This window comes from Leifsonia sp. NPDC058194, from assembly GCF_042883605.1.
Classification (GTDB): Bacteria; Actinomycetota; Actinomycetes; order Actinomycetales; family Microbacteriaceae; genus Leifsonia.
The window spans coordinates 32,624-49,384 of the sequence record NZ_JBHVVL010000003.1; the positions used below are offsets into that span (position 1 = coordinate 32,624).

At 71.9% G+C, this 16,761-nt stretch carries 18 protein-coding genes; 10 read left to right on the top strand and 8 right to left on the bottom strand.

Features of this window, described 5'->3' with window-relative positions:
- The first annotated feature begins 40 nt into the window (after positions 1-40).
- From ACFVU2_RS12275 to ACFVU2_RS12285, 3 genes are all read left to right on the top strand, one after another.
- Positions 41-1,255, top strand: coding sequence for a GAF domain-containing protein (locus ACFVU2_RS12275; RefSeq protein ID WP_387874526.1), 1,215 nt, complete (start codon positions 41-43; stop codon positions 1,253-1,255).
- Between the two features lie 132 nt (positions 1,256-1,387).
- Complete coding sequence (locus tag ACFVU2_RS12280) at positions 1,388-2,971, top strand: aldehyde dehydrogenase family protein (protein WP_387874528.1); 1,584 nt, start codon at positions 1,388-1,390, stop codon at positions 2,969-2,971.
- 60 nt (positions 2,972-3,031) lie between these two features.
- Entirely contained in the window at positions 3,032-3,367 is a 336-nt protein-coding gene (locus tag ACFVU2_RS12285) for a DUF779 domain-containing protein (RefSeq protein ID WP_387875755.1), read from the top strand.
- 48 nt (positions 3,368-3,415) lie between these two features.
- Here the strand turns inward: ACFVU2_RS12285 and ACFVU2_RS12290 are convergent, their stop codons facing one another.
- The gene (locus ACFVU2_RS12290; RefSeq protein ID WP_387874530.1) at positions 3,416-3,853 is read right to left on the bottom strand and encodes a VanZ family protein; all 438 of its coding nucleotides are present in this window, start codon (positions 3,851-3,853) and stop codon (positions 3,416-3,418) included.
- Between the two features lie 18 nt (positions 3,854-3,871).
- On the opposite strand from ACFVU2_RS12290, the gene ACFVU2_RS12295 reads away from it, so the two are divergent.
- Complete coding sequence (locus ACFVU2_RS12295; protein ID WP_387874532.1) at positions 3,872-5,068, top strand: low temperature requirement protein A; 1,197 nt, start codon at positions 3,872-3,874, stop codon at positions 5,066-5,068.
- Positions 5,069-5,072: 4 nt separating this feature from the next.
- Here ACFVU2_RS12295 and ACFVU2_RS12300 read toward each other — a convergent pair whose 3' ends face one another.
- The gene (locus ACFVU2_RS12300; protein ID WP_387874535.1) at positions 5,073-5,729 is read right to left on the bottom strand and encodes a lysoplasmalogenase; all 657 of its coding nucleotides are present in this window, start codon (positions 5,727-5,729) and stop codon (positions 5,073-5,075) included.
- 114 nt (positions 5,730-5,843) lie between these two features.
- On the opposite strand from ACFVU2_RS12300, the gene ACFVU2_RS12305 reads away from it, so the two are divergent.
- Positions 5,844-7,004: an anion permease gene (locus ACFVU2_RS12305; RefSeq protein WP_387874537.1), complete on the top strand. Its 1,161-nt coding sequence runs from the start codon at positions 5,844-5,846 to the stop codon at positions 7,002-7,004.
- Positions 7,001-7,330: a hypothetical protein gene (locus ACFVU2_RS12310; RefSeq protein ID WP_387874540.1), complete on the top strand. Its 330-nt coding sequence runs from the start codon at positions 7,001-7,003 to the stop codon at positions 7,328-7,330. Before ACFVU2_RS12305 ends, ACFVU2_RS12310 begins: the two co-directional genes overlap by 4 nt.
- A gap of 104 nt (positions 7,331-7,434) precedes the next feature.
- Here the strand turns inward: ACFVU2_RS12310 and rpsO are convergent, their stop codons facing one another.
- Together rpsO and ACFVU2_RS12320 are read right to left on the bottom strand one after the other, a co-directional pair.
- Entirely contained in the window at positions 7,435-7,704 is a 270-nt protein-coding gene (gene rpsO, locus ACFVU2_RS12315) for a 30S ribosomal protein S15 (protein WP_226654015.1), read from the bottom strand.
- 114 nt (positions 7,705-7,818) lie between these two features.
- Positions 7,819-8,583: a VOC family protein gene (locus tag ACFVU2_RS12320; protein WP_387874543.1), complete on the bottom strand. Its 765-nt coding sequence runs from the start codon at positions 8,581-8,583 to the stop codon at positions 7,819-7,821.
- 86 nt (positions 8,584-8,669) lie between these two features.
- On the opposite strand from ACFVU2_RS12320, the gene ACFVU2_RS12325 reads away from it, so the two are divergent.
- Positions 8,670-9,710 carry an NAD(P)-dependent alcohol dehydrogenase gene (locus tag ACFVU2_RS12325; RefSeq protein ID WP_387874546.1) on the top strand — a complete coding sequence of 347 codons (1,041 nt, stop codon included), beginning with the start codon at positions 8,670-8,672 and terminating at the stop codon, positions 9,708-9,710.
- On the opposite strand, the gene ACFVU2_RS12330 is transcribed toward ACFVU2_RS12325, so the two are convergent.
- Complete coding sequence (locus tag ACFVU2_RS12330) at positions 9,691-10,296, bottom strand: TetR family transcriptional regulator (RefSeq protein WP_387874549.1); 606 nt, start codon at positions 10,294-10,296, stop codon at positions 9,691-9,693. The genes ACFVU2_RS12325 and ACFVU2_RS12330 overlap by 20 nt on opposite strands.
- Before the next feature lie 92 nt (positions 10,297-10,388).
- On the opposite strand from ACFVU2_RS12330, the gene ACFVU2_RS12335 reads away from it, so the two are divergent.
- Positions 10,389-11,147 (top strand): SDR family NAD(P)-dependent oxidoreductase, encoded by a 759-nt coding sequence (locus tag ACFVU2_RS12335; RefSeq protein WP_387874551.1) that lies wholly within the window; start codon positions 10,389-10,391, stop codon positions 11,145-11,147.
- A 14-nt stretch (positions 11,148-11,161) separates the two neighbouring features.
- Here ACFVU2_RS12335 and ACFVU2_RS12340 read toward each other — a convergent pair whose 3' ends face one another.
- A complete protein-coding gene (locus ACFVU2_RS12340; RefSeq protein ID WP_387874554.1) occupies positions 11,162-12,589 on the bottom strand; it encodes a PLP-dependent aminotransferase family protein in 1,428 nt (475 codons plus the stop codon).
- 80 nt (positions 12,590-12,669) lie between these two features.
- Between ACFVU2_RS12340 and ACFVU2_RS12345 the strand changes: the two genes are divergently transcribed.
- A complete protein-coding gene (locus ACFVU2_RS12345; RefSeq protein ID WP_387874557.1) occupies positions 12,670-13,110 on the top strand; it encodes a carboxymuconolactone decarboxylase family protein in 441 nt (146 codons plus the stop codon).
- Positions 13,111-13,176: 66 nt separating this feature from the next.
- On the opposite strand, the gene ACFVU2_RS12350 is transcribed toward ACFVU2_RS12345, so the two are convergent.
- Positions 13,177-13,551: an FKBP-type peptidyl-prolyl cis-trans isomerase gene (locus ACFVU2_RS12350; RefSeq protein ID WP_039921815.1), complete on the bottom strand. Its 375-nt coding sequence runs from the start codon at positions 13,549-13,551 to the stop codon at positions 13,177-13,179.
- 295 nt (positions 13,552-13,846) lie between these two features.
- Here ACFVU2_RS12350 and ACFVU2_RS12355 point away from each other — a divergent pair, with 295 nt between their 5' ends.
- Complete coding sequence (locus ACFVU2_RS12355; RefSeq protein WP_387874560.1) at positions 13,847-15,334, top strand: carboxylesterase/lipase family protein; 1,488 nt, start codon at positions 13,847-13,849, stop codon at positions 15,332-15,334.
- Here the strand turns inward: ACFVU2_RS12355 and ACFVU2_RS12360 are convergent.
- A complete protein-coding gene (locus ACFVU2_RS12360) occupies positions 15,331-16,722 on the bottom strand; it encodes an FAD-binding oxidoreductase (RefSeq protein ID WP_387874563.1) in 1,392 nt (463 codons plus the stop codon). The two genes, ACFVU2_RS12355 and ACFVU2_RS12360, sit on opposite strands and share 4 nt — an antisense overlap.
- Between the last annotated feature and the right edge of the window lie 39 nt (positions 16,723-16,761).

The following is a 16,761-nucleotide window of genomic DNA, read 5'->3' on the forward strand; positions in this document are numbered from 1 at the left end:
GTCTGCACCGGATCCACGGTACCCGGCGTACGATCTGCGCATGGACGAGGGAGTCTCGCGGAGCGTGCGGCCGGTCGTCGGCGCGTCATGGCGGCGCGCCGAGCAGGCCCGCCTCGACCCCGAGCGCGTGGTGGCCCCGCTCATGCTCGACGGCCCGGGGCTCGACGATGCGCGCCGCTCCCACCCGATCGCCGCCGCCCTCCCGGTCATCCGTCAGCTGCTGGTGCGTGAGGCCGAACCCGACAGCCGCGTGGTGATCGCCGTCGGCGATGCGCGCGGCCGGCTGCTGTGGGTCGAGGGCGACCCGGTGCTGCGCCGCCAGGCCGAGGGGATGCTGTTCGTGCCCGGAGCGGCGTGGGCAGAGGGCGATGTCGGCACGTCGGCCCCCGGGACCGCGCTGGCGATCGGCGGCGGCGTGCAGATCCGCGGCGACGAGCACTTCTCCTTCGACGTGAAGCCGTGGAGCTGCACGGCCGTCCCGGTGCGGGACCCCGAGTCGGGCGAGATCATCGGCGTGCTCGACGTGACCGGCGGCGACCAGGTCGCCGCGCCCCATGTCCTCCCGATGCTCGAGGCGACCGTCGCCGCGGTCGAGCGCGAACTGCTCATCGGGCGGCTGCGCGAGTCGACCGCACGCGGGCGCGCCAAGCGCGACCGGCCGCGCCAGACCGTGCCGTCGCTGCGCGTCCTCGGCCGGGACACCGGGGAGCTGACCGGCACGAACGGCCGAACGGGCACGCTCAGCAACCGGCACAGCGAGCTCCTCACCCTGCTCGCGTGGCATCGCGAGGGACTCTCGGCCGAACGGCTCGCCGAGCTCGTCTACGGCGACGCCGCGAGCACCGTCACTCTCCGCGCCGAGATGGTCCGGCTGCGGCGTGCGCTCGCCGCCGTCGCCCCGGAGCTCGGCCCGCTCGCCCGGCCGTACCGCCTCGCCGCGCCGCTGGAGACCGACCTCGGCGGCGTCGTCGACCTGCAGCGCCGGGGCGCGCACCGGGCCGCCGTCGCCGCGTACGGCGGAGGGCCTCTGCCCGGCTCCGACGCCCCCGGCCTCGACGATCTGCGGGACGACGTGGTCGCGCGGCTGCGAGAGGCCCTGCTCGAGTCCGGCTCCCCCGACCTGCTCATCGCCTGGGGCGAGACGGAGCGCGGCGCCTACGACGACGAGATCTGGCGGGCCGCACTGCGCGCGCTGCCGCCGCACTCCCCGCGCCGCGCCCAGGTCGTCGCCCGCCTCCTCGCCCTCGAATCCTGACCCCCGCCGACATTCGTGACGAATGTGCGCAGGGAGGTGCGGCGCTCGCAACGGGATGCAACCTCCCGCTGCGTAGCGTCGGCATCGACGGCGCGCGGAGGGCGCGCGCCGCGCGAGTCAAAGGAGACTTCGATGACGTTGAGCCCGGAACAGACCGCCGCCCAGGAGGCGCAGGCCGCCGCGAGCGAGAAGCCGAGCGTGTACGCCCAGCCCGGCACCGACGGGTCCGTGGTCAGCTACGCCACCCGCTACGACCATTACATCGGCGGCCGCTACGTCGCCCCGGCCGGCGGCCAGTACTTCGAGGACATCACCCCGGTGACGGGCCGCCCGTTCACCGAGATCGCCCGCGGGACCGCCGCGGACGTCGATCGCGCCGTCGAGGCGGGCTGGGCCGCGTTCCCCGAGTGGAGCAAGACGTCGGTCGCCGAACGCGCACTGCTCCTCACCCGCATCGCCGACCGCATGGAGGCGAACCTCGAGCTGCTCGCGGTCGCCGAGACCTGGGAGAACGGCAAGCCGGTGCGCGAGACCCTCGCCGCCGACATCCCGCTCGCGATCGACCACTTCCGCTACTTCGCGGGGGCGATCCGCGCGCAGGAGGGCGGCATCAGCGAGATCGACCACGACACGATCGCCTACCACTTCCACGAACCGCTCGGCGTGGTCGGGCAGATCATCCCCTGGAACTTCCCCATCCTGATGGCGACCTGGAAGCTGGCCCCGGCGCTCGCGGCCGGCAACTGCGTAGTGCTGAAGCCTGCGGAGCAGACGCCGGCCTCCATCCACGTCTGGCTGGATCTCGTGCGCGACCTGCTTCCCGCGGGCGTGCTGAACATCGTCAACGGGTTCGGCTTCGAGGCCGGCGCCCCGCTCGCCTCGCACCCGCGCATCCGCAAGGTGGCGTTCACCGGTGAGACGACGACCGGCCGGCTGATCATGCAGTACGCGAGCGAGAACCTCATCCCGGTCACGCTGGAGCTCGGCGGCAAGAGCCCGAACATCTTCTTCGAAGACGTCGCCGCCGACCGCGACTCGTTCTACGACAAGGCGCTCGAAGGGTTCTCGTTCTTCGCGCTGAACCAGGGCGAGGTGTGCACCTGCCCGTCGCGGGCGCTCGTGCAGCGCTCGATCTACGACGGCTTCGTCGGCGACGGGCTGGAACGGGTCAAGCGCATCAAGCAGGGCAACCCGCTCGACGTCTCGACGATGATCGGCGCACAGGCCTCGAACGATCAGCTGGAGAAGATCCTCTCGTACATGGACATCGGCAAGCAGGAGGGCGCCAAGCTGCTCATCGGCGGCGAGCGCGCCGACCTCGGCGGCGACCTCGCCGGCGGATACTACGTGCAGCCGACCGTCTTCGAGGGGCAGAACTCGATGCGCATCTTCCAGGAGGAGATCTTCGGGCCGGTGCTCGCGATGACGAGCTTCGACGACTTCGACGACGCGATCGCGCAGGCCAACGACACCCTGTACGGTCTGGGCGCCGGGGTCTGGAGCCGCAACGGCTCGCAGCTCTACCGGGCGGGCCGCGCCATCGAAGCCGGACGGGTCTGGTCGAACACCTACCACCAGTACCCCGCGCACGCGGCGTTCGGCGGCTACAAGCAGTCCGGTATCGGGCGGGAGAACCACCGCATGATGCTCGACCACTACCAGCAGACGAAGAACCTCCTGGTCTCGTACGCCGACGGCCCGATGGGCTTCTTCTAGGAGCCGACCGTGTCCGACCCGCAGGAGACCAGGGTGGACGTCACCGCCGCCGCAGCGGACATGCTGCGGCGGCTGGCGGCCATCCACGGTCCGCTCATGTTCCATCAGTCCGGCGGCTGCTGCGACGGCTCCTCGCCGATGTGCTTCCCGGTCGGGATGTTCCGGGTCGGCGCCTCCGACGTGCTCCTGGGCCGTCTCGACGTCGACGGGATCGACCCGGTGCGGGTGTACATGTCGGCGTCGCAGTACGAGTACTGGAAGTACACCCACCTCACCATCGACCTGGTCGACGGCCGCGGCAGCGGCTTCTCGGCGGAGGCGCCCGAAGGCAAGAGATTCCTGATCCGCTCCCGGATGCTCACCGACGCCGAACTGTCCGCGTTCGGGTTGGTCTGAGACTGCGGGAGGGCGTGCGCGTCCCGGCGCGACCGCCGCGCCCTCCCGCTACGACCCGGTCGCGGCGGCGCGTCGCCCTCGGGCCGTCGCCGCGGCCGCGCTCCCCAGCACGATCGCGATGCCGACGGCCGTGCCGAGGGTGTTCGCCAGCAGGTCGCGCGCGTCGCTGTAGCGCGCGGGCAGGAAGAGCTGCACGAACTCGATCGTGAGCGTCGCGGCGATCCCGAGCGCGAGCGCCAGCCACCAGTGCTCGCGGCCGAGCAGCAGCGTGAGCAGCACACCCATCGGGACGAACATCAGGATGTTCGCCGAGAACTCGACGACGTCGTACGTCACCCAGGTCAGCGCCGGCGTCTCGGCGAAGAGCGCGAGCAGCGAGGTCAGCAGGCTGTTGCGGTGGGGATCCGGCGGGAACGGGTTCAGCGTGATCCACGCCACTGCGAGCAGGTACGCGGCGGTGACGACGGCGAGGACGCGACGGGGCATCCTCCTATGCTTGCGCACATGAGCACCGCCTTCCGCATCCCGATGTCCGGTCGGTCCACCGACGAGCGGCACCGTGTCTCCAGTCCGCTCGAGCTGCTCTTCGATCTGACGTTCGTCGTCGCGATCGCGCAGGTCGCCGCGCAGCTCGCCCACGCCGCGGAGCAGGGGCACGCGCTCGACAAGCTCGGCCCGTACCTGATGGTGTTCTTCGCGATCTGGTGGGCGTGGATGAACTTCACCTGGTTCGCGTCGGCGTACGACACGGACGACGTGCCCTACCGGCTGATGACGCTCCTCCAGATGGGCGGGGTGCTCGTCCTGGCCGCGGGCGTCCCTGCCGCGTTCGAGAGCTCCGATTTCACGGCGATCATCGTCGGCTATCTGATCATGCGGCTCGCGCTCGTCGGCCAGTGGGTGCGGGCCGCGGTCGAGCATCCCGACGGGCGGGCCACGGCCGTCCGCTACGCCTGCGGGATCGCCGCGGTGCAGGTGTTGTGGGTCGCTTGGGGCTTCCTGCCGGTGGGGGTGCGACCCTGGCTCTTCCTGCTCGGCGTCGTGCTCGAGCTCGCGGTGCCGCTCTGGGCGGAACGGCCGGGGACGACTTCGTGGCACCCGCATCACATCGCCGAACGGTACGGCCTGTTCACGATCATCGTGCTGGGCGAGTCGGTGTCGGCCTCCGCGATCGGCGTGCAGAAGGCGTTGGCTGCGCACGGCGTATCGGCGGCGCTCGTGGCGATCGCGGTCGCGGGACTGGTGCTGCTGTTCGCGCTCTGGTGGCTGTACTTCCTCGAGCCGGCGGCCGAGGGGCTGGCCGAGAACCGCGAGAAGTCCTTCTTCTGGGGCTACGGCCACTACTTCGTGTTCGCCGCGCTCGCCGCACTCGGTGCCGGGCTGGAGGTCGCGGTGCAGGCCGGCGCCGAGCACGCCGAGGTCTCGGACGCGGCCGTCGAGTACGCGGTCGCGATCCCGGTCGCGGCCTTCCTCCTGCTGCTCTACGTGCTGCACGCACCGTTGGTGCCGGAGGTCGTGATCCGTCCGCTCAAGACGGCGGCGGCGATCGTCCTGGTGCTGGCGCTTCCGCTGGCGTCCCCGGTCATCGGGCTCGTCGGCGTGACGATCGGGATCGCGGTCGTCGCCGCCGCTCTGGTGGCGGCGACCCTCCTCGACCGGTCGATCGCAGCGCGGAGGGCGCAGCCCGGCGCGACCGCGTAGTCCGTCAGGCGACGGCGGGGAGGAGCGCGGCCGCGCGCTCCCGCCGGACCGCTCCCCAGCAGATCAGTCCTTGCGCGGCGATGTACGTGAGCATGATCGCGAGATCGGCCTGCGGCAGCGCGAAGCCGGGCAGGAAGCGGTCGAGGCCGAGCAGGCTGTCCGACACGACGAAGCACGCGGCGCCCGCGACGATCCAGGGTGAGCAGGCCGACGCGGTGACGCCGAGCACCGCCAGCGAGAGGCCGTAGAGCGCGAGCGGCACGAGCAGGGCGCCCGCGTGCGGCGCGAGCACGACCAGCAGCGCCGCGAACCACAGCGCGTACACCGCCGACCACCAGCGCGGACGCCCGAGACGCAGCCGTCGGACGAACAGCACGATGTAGGCGATGTGCCCGAGCAGGAAGAACCCCAGCCCGATCACGAAGCCGATCCCGGCGTCCATCAGGAACACATCCCCGAGCCATCCGAAGAGGATGCCGAGGCCTCCCCACAGCGCGGTCCCCCCGCGGCGCGCAGCCGGAGGGAGGGCGACGATCAGGGTCACCAGCAGCACGGGCATGAGCAGCGGCTTCGTCGCCGCCACGACGCCGTCGGCGCCGGCGACGATCGCGATCAGATGGACGATGCCGACGACGGTGTACGGCAGGAACGGGAGTGCCACGGCGACGACACTAGCAAGACCGCCGCCGGCAGAGTTCACCCGGCGTTCACACGCGTCCGCCGGTTCGGGCGTAGTCAGGAGGCGACAACCGGAATCGGTGGAAGGAGGAGGCGGATGGATGTGCTCATCACCGTCGTCCTGGTGGTCGTGATCGCCCTCGTGTTCGACTTCACGAACGGCTTCCACGACACGGCCAACGCGATGGCGACCTCGGTGGCGACGGGTGCCCTGAAACCCCGCGTCGCCGTGACCATCTCGGCCGTGCTCAACCTCGTCGGTGCCTTCGTGTCGACGGAGGTGGCGAAGACCATCTCCTCCGGCGTCATCCAGGAGGGCGGCTCGGGCGTGGAGATCACGCCGACCCTGATCTTCGCCGGTCTGGTGGGCGCCGTGCTCTGGAACCTGGCGACCTGGTACTTCGGCCTCCCGTCGAGCTCGACCCACGCCCTCTTCGGCGGCCTGATCGGCGCAGCCATCATCGGCGGCGGAGTGAACGCCGTCAACTGGGGCGTGCTGTTGACGAAGGTCGTCATCCCGGCGCTCCTCTCCCCCGCGGTCGCCGGCATCGTCGCGCTGGTCGCGACGTACGCCGCCTACCGCATCACCGCGAACGCGCGGGCGCACGGGGCGGAGGCGGGGTTCCGGCACGGGCAGACCGTGTCGGCCTCCCTCGTCTCCCTCGCGCACGGCACCAACGACGCGCAGAAGACGATGGGCGTCATCACCCTGACGTTCATCGCGGCCGGGTACCAGAGCGCGGACTCCGGCCCCGAGCTGTGGGTGATCCTGGCCTGCGGCCTCGCGATCGCCCTCGGCACCTACCTCGGCGGGTGGCGCATCATGCGCACCGTCGGCAAACGGATCACCGACGTGAAGTCTCCGCAGGGATTCGCCGCCGAGACCAGCGCCGCTGCGACGATCCTGGTGTCCTCGCACCTCGGATTCGCCCTGTCGACGACGCAGGTCACCTCGGGTGCCGTCGTGGGCAGCGGACTCGGCAAGAGGCTCGCGTCCGTGCACTGGGGCATCGTCGGGCGCATCGCGACCGCGTGGGTGATCACCCTCCCGGCCGCCGCCCTCGTCGGCGGCGTGGCCGCCTGGGTCGCGTCGACGAGCGTCATCGGCCTGATCGCGGTCGCGGTCGTCGCACTGATCTGCGGGCTCGGCCTGTACGCGCTCGCCCGGCGCCACCCGGTGACCCGGGAGAACGTCAACGACGTGGATGAGGATGACGCCGACGCCCGCACGGTCGCGTCGGCGAAGACGGAGGCATGATGATCGCATCGCAGCTCGTGCGCACGGCGGAGGACCCCGGCGCCGGTCAGTTCCTCGGTGTCGACTGGGGCTCGTTCGTCGTGGTGTTCCTGGTCGCGCTCGCCGCGACGGTGGTGATCGTGTGCTTCTATGCACTCGCCCTGCGGCTGCTGTCGCTCGGCTCCCCGCTGGACGGGTCGGACGAGCGGGCGCCGAAGCCGTCGTCGGCCACGGCGGTCGCCGTCCACCGGCCACCGCTCGCGACGGCGGCGGCGGTCGTCTGCATCGCGATCTGCGCGGCCGCGGTGCTCTACGGGATCTGGCTGATCATCCCGCAGTTCCATTGACTCGCCACGTCCCGAGCGACAGACGCAGAACGGGCCGCCACCCGGAGGTGACGGCCCGTCTGTAAGAAGTTCGCGGTATCGGCGAAGAGCCTACCGACGCGGACTTATCGACGCAGTCCGAGGCGCTCGATCAGCGAGCGGTAACGGTTGATGTCGATGTCCGACAGGTAGCCCAGCAGACGGCGACGCTGACCGACCAGCAGAAGGAGGCCACGACGCGAGTGGTGGTCGTGCTTGTGCTCCTTGAGGTGCTCGGTGAGGTCCTTGATCCGCTTGGTCAGGATCGCGACCTGGACCTCGGGGGAACCGGTGTCACCGGGGTGGGTGGCGTACTCTTCGATGATCGCCTTCTTGATATCGGCATCCAGTGCCATAGACGGGATCCCCTTCCTCTTCGTTGCGCGGTGCCCGGGGCCTGATGCCTGGGCTCTCTTTCTCCGCGGCCGTTAGACGGCAACCTGAGGAGTCTACCAGAAGGCGATGATGTCTCAGCCCGGTTCGCGCTCGGGCTCGAGCAGGGCGAACGCCCCGCCCTGCGGGTCGGCGACGACCGCCCAGCGGCCCACCCCTGGTGCGGAGACGGGCGGCTCCACCACCGCGCCGCCCAGCGAGACGAGCTCGTCCACGCCCTCGTCGAGATCGGCGACGTTGAAGTACACCAACCAGTGCGCAGGAGTGCCCTCGGGAGCCTCCATCGCGCCGGCGACGCTCGTGGTCCCGACATCGAACAGCCCGTACGGGGCGCCGCCGACGTGCATCTCGCTGACGCCGACGCCGAGGACGGCCTCGTAGAACGCGAACGACCCCTCGGCCCCGTGCTCGACGAGTTCCAGCCAGTCGACCGCGCCGGGCTCGTCGCGGAGCCACGGCGAGTCCTGCTCCTTCTGCCAGAGGCCGAACACCGCGCCGGCGGGGTCGGCCACGATCGCGAGGCGCACTCCGGGAACCAGCTCGCCCGGCGACAGCAGGACCGCTCCCCCGGCGGCGATGGCGGCGTCTGCCGATGCGTCGGCGTCGGCGACCGCGAAGTAGGTCGTCCAGATGGAGCGCTCGACTCCGGACGGCAGCGGGCCGATGGCCGTCACGGGGACGCCGCCCCTGGTCGCGACGGAGTAGCCTCCGGTCTCGGCCGAGGCGTCGGGCGCCTCCCAGCCGAAGAAGGCGCGGTAGAAGGCGACGGCGGCCGGCTGGTCGGACGACTGGAGGTCGACCCAGACCGGCGTGCCGGGCGGAAAGCTCTCTGCGGTCGGCATGGCCTCACGCTACTCGCCGCCCCGCACGCCGGTCGAGACCCGATCGGTCCTAGAGGGCCGAGGACCCGCGGGGTAGCGTCCTGACCATGAAGGCATTGCAGTATCGCGAGATCGGTTCCCGCCCCGCCGTCGTCGACGTCCCCGATCCGGAGGTCGGCCCCGGAGAGGTCCTCCTGAAGGTCACCGCGGCCGGCGTCTGCCATTCGGACGAGTTCATCATGGGACTCCCGGCCGACCAGTACGTCTACGGCCTCCCCCTCACGCTCGGCCACGAAGGCGCGGGCGTCGTCGAGGCCGTCGGGGCCGGGGTGACCGGCGTGCGACCGGGCGACGCTGTCGCGGTCTACGGCCCGTGGGGCTGCGGTCGCTGCCGCATGTGCGCTCAGGGCAAGGAGAACTACTGCCTGAACGCACAGGCGGAGGGGATCCACCCGCCCGGGCTCGGTGCCCCCGGCTCGATGGCGGAGTACATGATCGTCGACAGCGAGCGTCACCTCGTGCCCCTCGACGGCCTCGATCCGGTGCGCAACGTGTCGCTGACCGATGCCGGACTGACGCCGTACCACGCCATCAAGAACTCCCTGCCGAAGCTGGGCGCGGGTTCCACGGCGGTCGTGATCGGGACGGGCGGCCTCGGGCACGTCGGCATCCAGATCCTCCGGGCGATCAGCGGCGCCGCGGTGATCGCGCTCGACGTCAACCAGGAGAAGCTCGACCTCGCCACCGCGGTCGGAGCCCAGCACACCTTCCTGTCGAACCCCGCTGCGGTGGCCTCCGTGCGCGAGCTGACCGCGGGGCGGGGCGCCGACGCGGTGTTCGACTTCGTCGGTGTGCAGCCGACCGTCGAGCTCGCCGGGGCGATGGCCGCCACGGAGGGCGATGTCACCATCGTCGGGATCGGCGGCGGCGCCCTGCCGGTCGGATTCGGCCGGATCGCCTACGACGTCGCCGTGCGCACGCCGTACTGGGGTTCGCGCGCCGAGCTGATCGAGGTGCTCGATCTGGCCCGGGCCGGTCAGGTGGAGGTCGAGATCGAGACGTACTCGCTCGATGAGGCCCCGAAGGCGTACGAGCGGCTCCATGAAGGCAAGATCCGCGGGCGCGCGGTCATCCTCCCCAACGGCTGAGCAGCGCGTCGAGGGCGGCCACCGCGACCGGAGCGGGGACGCCCTCGTCGTGGCGCGCCCACCAGATGAGGGCGGAGAAATTCGCGGAGCTCACGGCGTCCGCCAGGACGTGCACCCGCAGACCGTCGGCGGGCTCGCCCAGGCGCCGCGCGAGGAAGTCGGCGAGCATCCCGTGATCGGCGTTCAACCGCGAGAGCCCGAAGGCGATGAGGGCCGGGTCCGACCCGAGCAGGCGCAGGCGACGCCGGGTGGCCTCCAGCGCGTCGGGTGAGAGGTCGAGGGAGACGGTGATCGCCCGCGCGAGCACGTCGCGCACGGGCTCGTCGGGCGAGGCGTCGTCGAGCACGGCGTGCATCCGTTCGACGACCGGCTCCATGCCGCCCCAGACCAGCGCCGGCTTGCTCGGGAAGTACCGGAAGAGCGTGCGCCGGCCGATGCCGGCGAGTTCGGCGATGTCGTCCATGGTCGTCGCCTCGTACCCGTGCTCGTCGAAGTGACGGAGCGCCAGCAGGGCCACGCGCTCGGGGTCGACGTCGACGGGGCGACCCCGGCGGCGCGGGGCGGGATCGGCTGTGGGCGAACTCATGGGAATCATTATGGCACTGAGTGCTATAAAGAGAGCGACGCCCGGTGCGGGCGTCGCGGCATCCGTCGAGGAAGACCCGAGGAGAGAACACCATGAGCACGACCACGCCCGGCCGTTTCGCCGGCAAGACCGCCATCGTCACGGGAGCAGGATCCGGCATCGGCAAGGCCACCGCGCTGCGCCTCGCCTCCGAAGGCGCCCGCGTCGTCGGCAGCGACATCTCGGCCGAGCGGCTCACCGCCCTCGTCGAGGAGAACCCGGGACTGGAGATCGTCACCGTCGCGGGCGACGTCTCGAGCGAGGACACCATCGCGAAGCTGCTGGAGGCCGCGGGCGGCCGCGTCGACGCGCTCGCCAACGTCGCCGGCATCATGGACGGCTTCCTTCCGCCGGCCGAGGTCGACGACGCCACCTGGGACCGCGTCTTCACGGTCAACGTGACCGCGATCATGCGCCTCAGCCGCGCGGTGCTCCCCCTGATGGTGGAGGCGGGCTCCGGCTCGATCGTGAACGTGTCGTCCGAGGCGGGCCTGCGCGGCTCCGCCGCCGGCGCGGCCTACACGGCCTCCAAGCACGCCGTGATCGGCCTGACCAAGAGCACCAGCGTCTTCTACGCCCCGAAGGGCGTCCGGGCCAACGCCGTCGCCCCCGGCGGCGTCGCGACCAATGTCGAGGGCACCATGCGCTCCGCGTGGGCCGGGGAGCGCATCGGACCGCTGCTGCAGACGGTCGTCCCGCCCGTCGCCCAGGCCGAGCAGCTCGCCGCCTCCATCACCTGGCTGCTCAGCGACGACTCGTCGAACGTCACCGGTGCCGTCCTCGCCTCCGACGGCGGCTGGTCCGCGATCTGAGTCGAGGCCGCCCCTCACGGCCGCGGCTGCTCGCGCGACACGGCGTCGGCGAGCAGCCGCAGTCCGTCCGGGATGTCCGCGGCGGCGATCGCGCCGAACCCGAGCAGGAGCCCCTCGCGCCGCTCGCCCGCGCAGAACCGGGTGAGCGGCTGCACGGCCACGCCGGCGACCGCCGCACGCTCGACGACCCGTGCCGAGTCGAAGCCGGGTGCGAGCGGGCGCAGGGCCAGATGCAGGCCGGCGGCCGACGGCACCACCGCGAGCCGATCGCCGAGCAGACGCTGCGCCTCCTCGACCACGATCCGCTGCCTCCCCTCGTAGACCCGGGTCGCCTGACGCACGTGGCGCGCGAACCCGCCGGTATCGAGGAACCGCGCCATCGCATGCTGGGAGACGGGCTCGCCGTGCCAATCGGTGAGGCGCTTCGCATCGCGCAGAGCAGGGAGCAGCGAGGGCGGGGCGACGAGGAAGCCGAGCCGGAGCGTCGCCAGCATCGTCTTGGAGAACGTGCCCACGTAGACCACGCGGCCGTCCGCGTCGAGGCGCTGGAGCGGGTCGAGCGGGCGCGACCGGAACCGGTACTCGCTGTCGTAGTCGTCCTCGATGATCACCGCGTCCTCCCGCGCCGCCCATTCGAGCAGTGCGACCCGACGCTCGATCGGGAGCACGCCGCCGAGGGGGAACTGGTGCGAGGGGGTCACGTACACCAGGCGCGCCGGCGGCAGCAGATCCACCCGGAGGCCGTCGTCGTCGACCGGGACGGGGACGACGCGTGCACCCATCGTCTCGAAGAGCTGCCGCACCGGCGGATAGCCGGGATCCTCGATCGCGACCGTGTCACCGGGCCGCAGGATCACCCTCCCGATCAGATCGAACGCCTGCTGGGCCCCGCTGGTGACGAGCACGTCGTCCGCGCCGGCGACGACGGACCGGGCCAGCCCGAGATGCCGGGCGATCCCCGCCCGCAGACGCTCGACGCCCGCGGGATCGCCGTAGTGCGCCGTCCGCAGCAGCCGGCCGCGCAGCTCGGCGTCGACGAACCGGCGCCAGTCCGTGAGGGGGAAGAGCGCAGGATCGGGCGTCCCCACCCCGAAGTCGTACGCGACCGGCCGCGGTTCGCTCCACAGCGGGTCCGTGCGGTCGCGCCACGCCGGCGCCGGCCGGGCCGCGCCGGCGACCGGACGCCGGGAGCCGGTCGCCCCCGTGACGGTCGCCACGAACGTCCCGGAGCCGACGCGGGAGACCAGGTAGCCCTCGGCGGTCAGCCGCTCGTACGCCGTGGTCACGGTCGCCCGGGCGACCTCCAGCCGCGTGGCGAGCTCCCTGGTCGGCGGCACGCGCTCCCCCGGCCGCAGCCGGCCGTCCAGGACGGCGTCGCGAACCGCGCGGTAGATGCGGTCGGCGCGGTCGCCCCGCCCCTCGAGTGCGACGTGCAGCTCCACCGCGCCTCCCAGAATCGGTCTGTTCGCAATCGTACGAATTGGAACTTACACCGATCCAATGACGCTCCTACCGTGGAGGCATGACAGAACGGATCCAGATCTCCTCCCTCGCCCGCGAGGGCTATCGCGCCGTGATCGCCCTCGACAGCTACGTCGGCGAGCACGTCGAAGCGCCGCTCGGCGACCTCATCAAGCTGCGCGCCTCGCAGCTCAACGGCTGCACCTTCTGCGTCGACATGCACTCGGTCGACCTCGAAGCCGGCGGATACCCGCTGCGGAAGGTCTTCGCCGTGTCCGCCTGGCGCGAATCGACCTGGTTCACCGACCGCGAGCGGACGGCTCTCGAGCTCACCGAGGTCGTCACCCTGCTCCACGACGGTGGAGTGTCGGACGAGCTCTACGCCCGCGCGCTGGCCGAGTTCGGCGAGGAAGGACTCGCGAACCTCCTCCTGGCGATCGGCACGATCAACATCTGGAACCGCATCGCCGTCCCGACCCACCTGCGTCCGCCGGCGCTCTGAGCGCCCCGGACGACGAAGCGCTCCTCCGGCGGATGCCGAGGGAGCGCTTCGCGACGAGCGGACGGTTCAGCTCACGCCGAGCAGGTCGATGACGAAGATGAGGGTCTTGCCCGACAGCGGGTGCCCGCCGCCGGCCGGGCCGTAGGCGAGCGCCGGCGGCACGGTGAGCTTGCGGCGACCGCCGACCTTCATGCCCGGGATCCCCTCCTGCCAGCCCTTGATGAGGTTGTTGAGCGGGAAGTTGATGGACTGCCCGCGGCTCCACGAGGAGTCGAACTCCTCGCCGGTCTCGTACTCCACGCCGAGGTAGTGCACGTCGACCTTGGCGCCGGGCGTCGCCTCGGCGCCGGTGCCCTCGACGATGTCGACGATCTCGAGCGTCGCCGGAGCCGGGCCCTCGGGCGCGTCGACTTCGGGCTTCTGGTTGGTGTTCTCTGCCATGTGCACCATCCAACCGGTGCCGGGGGCGCCGCGTCAAAGGCGTTCGCTGTGCGCGCAGCCGACCACGCATCGAGAAAGGTCTTGCGGATCGAGGCCGGGAGGGGCACCCTAGTCGTATAACTCGACGTCCCGGGAGCGTTGCAGGCATCGCCGCACCACCGGGCGTCGAGTCTGTTAACGGCCCTTCTCGAGACCCTTCCGGATCGGTCGCTCCCGCGACGAGGAATTCCCCACCATCGCTCGGTTTTCTGTGGCAAGCTGACCAGGACCCCGAAGCGATCGAAGGAGCCCGCCCGTGTCGAACGTCCCCCCTCCCGTCGTCGAGACCACCGCCGGACGCGTCCGCGGCCTCTGGCGAGACGACTCCGCCGCCTTCCTCGGCATCCCCTTCGCCGAGCCGCCCGTCGGCGAGCGGCGCTTCGCCGCCCCGGTGCCGCACGCGCCGTGGGAGGGCGTGCGGGAGGCGACCGCATACGGCGCGACGCCGCAGCGGGTCGCGCTGGCGGAGGTCACCGCGATCCCCGAGCCGAGCATCCCCGGCGACTCCACTCTCAACGTCAATGTCTTCACCCCCGCCCCGGGCGACACCGGCGCGCGGCTGCCGGTGCTCGTGTACATCCACGGCGGCGGCTTCGTCGCCGGTTCGCCCGCGAGCCCGTGGTACGACGGCGCCGCCTTCAACCGCGACGGCGTGGTCACGGTCTCGGTCTCGTACCGGCTGGGCTTCGACGGCTTCGGCTGGATCGAGGACGCACCGGCCAACCGCGCGGTCCTCGACTGGCTGCTCGCCCTTCAGTGGGTGCGCGACAACGTGGCGCAGTTCGGCGGGGACCCCGATGACGTGACCATCGCCGGCCAGTCCGCCGGAGGCGGCGCGGCGCTCACCCTGCTCGCCGTGCCGCGCGCCACCGGGCTCTTCCGTCGCGCGATCAGCATCTCGGGTGCGGCGGGCGGCGTGGCGCAGGCCGACGCGGAGGCCCTCGGCCGCCGCATGGCCGCACTCGCGGGCGTCGAGCCCACGCGCGCAGGCTTCGCGGGCGTCGACGAGGCGACCATCCTGACGCTTCAGGCCCAGGCCACCGCCCCGGAGGGCGTGGCCGACGATCCGCTCGCCGGGATCGGCGCCCTGGTATCGGGCGGCCTCACCTGGAGCCCGGTCGTGGACGGCGACCTCCTCCCCGCCCCGGTCCTCGACGCGTTCCGTCAGGGCGCCGGTCGCGACAAACCGCTGCTCCTCGGCGCGACGGACCAGGAGTTCACGGCCGCACTGACACCGTTCCGGGAGCAGCTGGCAGCGGTCCCCGTCGCGGGGATCCTCGCGTCGTTCGGCGTCCCCGCCGCCACGATCGCGGCCTACGCCGACACGCATCCCGACACGGGCACCGCCGACCTGATCGGGCAGTTCGTCACCGACACGCTGTTCCGTGCTCCTGCCCTGGCGATCTCCCTCGCCCGCGCCGAGGCGGCCGCACCCACCTGGCTCTACCGGTTCGCATGGCCGTCGGGCGTCTCCGGAAGCGCGACGCACTGCCTCGACGTGCCGTTCTGGTTCGACGGGCTCGACCGGGAGCGTGTGGATGCGCTCGCCGGCGATAACCCGCCGCAGCGGCTCGCCGACGACGTGCACGGCGCTGCCGTCGCGTTCATCCGCTCGGGCGAGCCAGGCTGGGCGGCGTTCGCCGCCGACCGGACGGCCTTCGTGTTCGACACCCCGTCGCACGCCGAGCAGGGTGCGTACGCGGACGCCGCAGCGCTGCTCGAGCCGATAGCCGCCAGCAGCTAGCCGAACACCTTCCCCGGGTTCAGGATGCCCAGCGGGTCGAAGACCGACTTGAGCTTCACCTGGAGCTCGTACGAGTCGGGTCCCAGCTCGTCGGCCAGCCAGCGGCGCTTCAGCACCCCGACACCGTGCTCGCCCGTCAGGGTGCCGCCCAGTGCGACGGCCGTGCGGAACAGGTCGCCGGCCGCATCCCAGACGGCCGGCGGCGCCTCCTCCCCCGCATAGACGAAGTTCGGGTGGAGGTTGCCGTCGCCGGCATGGGCGACGGTCGGGATCGGGATGCCGTACCTCAGCGAGATCTCCTCGATCGCCGCGAACATCTCGGGCATCCGCGAGCGCGGGACGGCGACGTCCTCGATGAGCACCTCGCCGCTCGCGGCGAGCGCCGGGTGGAAGGCACGGCGGATGGCGAGCAGCCGCTCCCCCTCGGCGGCGTCCGCAGCGACCCGGACGGCGCCGCCGGTCTCCGCGATCACCGCGCCCGCAGCCGCGGCGTCCGGCCCTGCGGACGGCCCGTCGAACTGGACGAGCAGGAAGCTGCCGCCGCCCGTCGTGCCGAACGCGTCAGCGATGGTCTGCTCGCCGAGGTACGACGAGATCCGTTCGAGCGCCGGGCCGTCGATCAGCTCCATCACGGCCGGGCGCAGGCGGGCGGCCGAGACCCGCGCCGCCGCTTCGGAGGCGGTGCGCACGTCGGGGAAGATCGCCCCGAGCGTCCGGGGCTCGCCGGCTGGAGTCGGGAGCAGCCGCACCGTCGCCCCGACGATCACGCCGAGCGTCCCCTCCGAGCCGACGAAGAGCGCGGTGAGGTCGTAGCCGGTCACGCCCTTCACCGTGCGGTGGCCGGTGCGGATGAGCCGTCCGTCGGCGAGCACGACGTCGAGCGCCAGCACCGCCTCCCGCGTCACGCCGTACTTGGCGCACAGGAGGCCGCCCGCGTTGGTCGCGATGTTGCCGCCGATGGTCGAGATCGCCCGGCTCGCCGGATCCGGGGCGAAGAACAGCCCGTGCGGCTCCAGGGCGTCGTTGAGGTCGGAGTTGACGACACCCGGCTCGACCACCGCGAGCTGATCTTCGGGGGAGATCTCCAGGATGCGGTTCATCCCCGCGACCGAGAGCACGATCGCGCCCGCGGTGCCGTTCGCCCCGCCGGCCAGCCCGGTGCCCGCCCCGCGCGGGACGATCGGCACGCGGAACTCGCTCGCCGCACGCAGCGCCGCCTGCACGTGCTCGACGCGGGTGGCGTTCACGAGCGCGAGCGGGGACCCCTCCGCGATCCAGCCGGAGCGATCGGTGCGGACCGCGTCGAGCAGCGCCGGGTCGGTGGTCAGAACTCCCGCTGCGATCGCCTCGTCGCCGAGGGCCGCGGCCAGCCAGTCGAGTACGTCCATCCGACCAGGCTAGCGACGCACGGGCGGCCGGGAGACGAC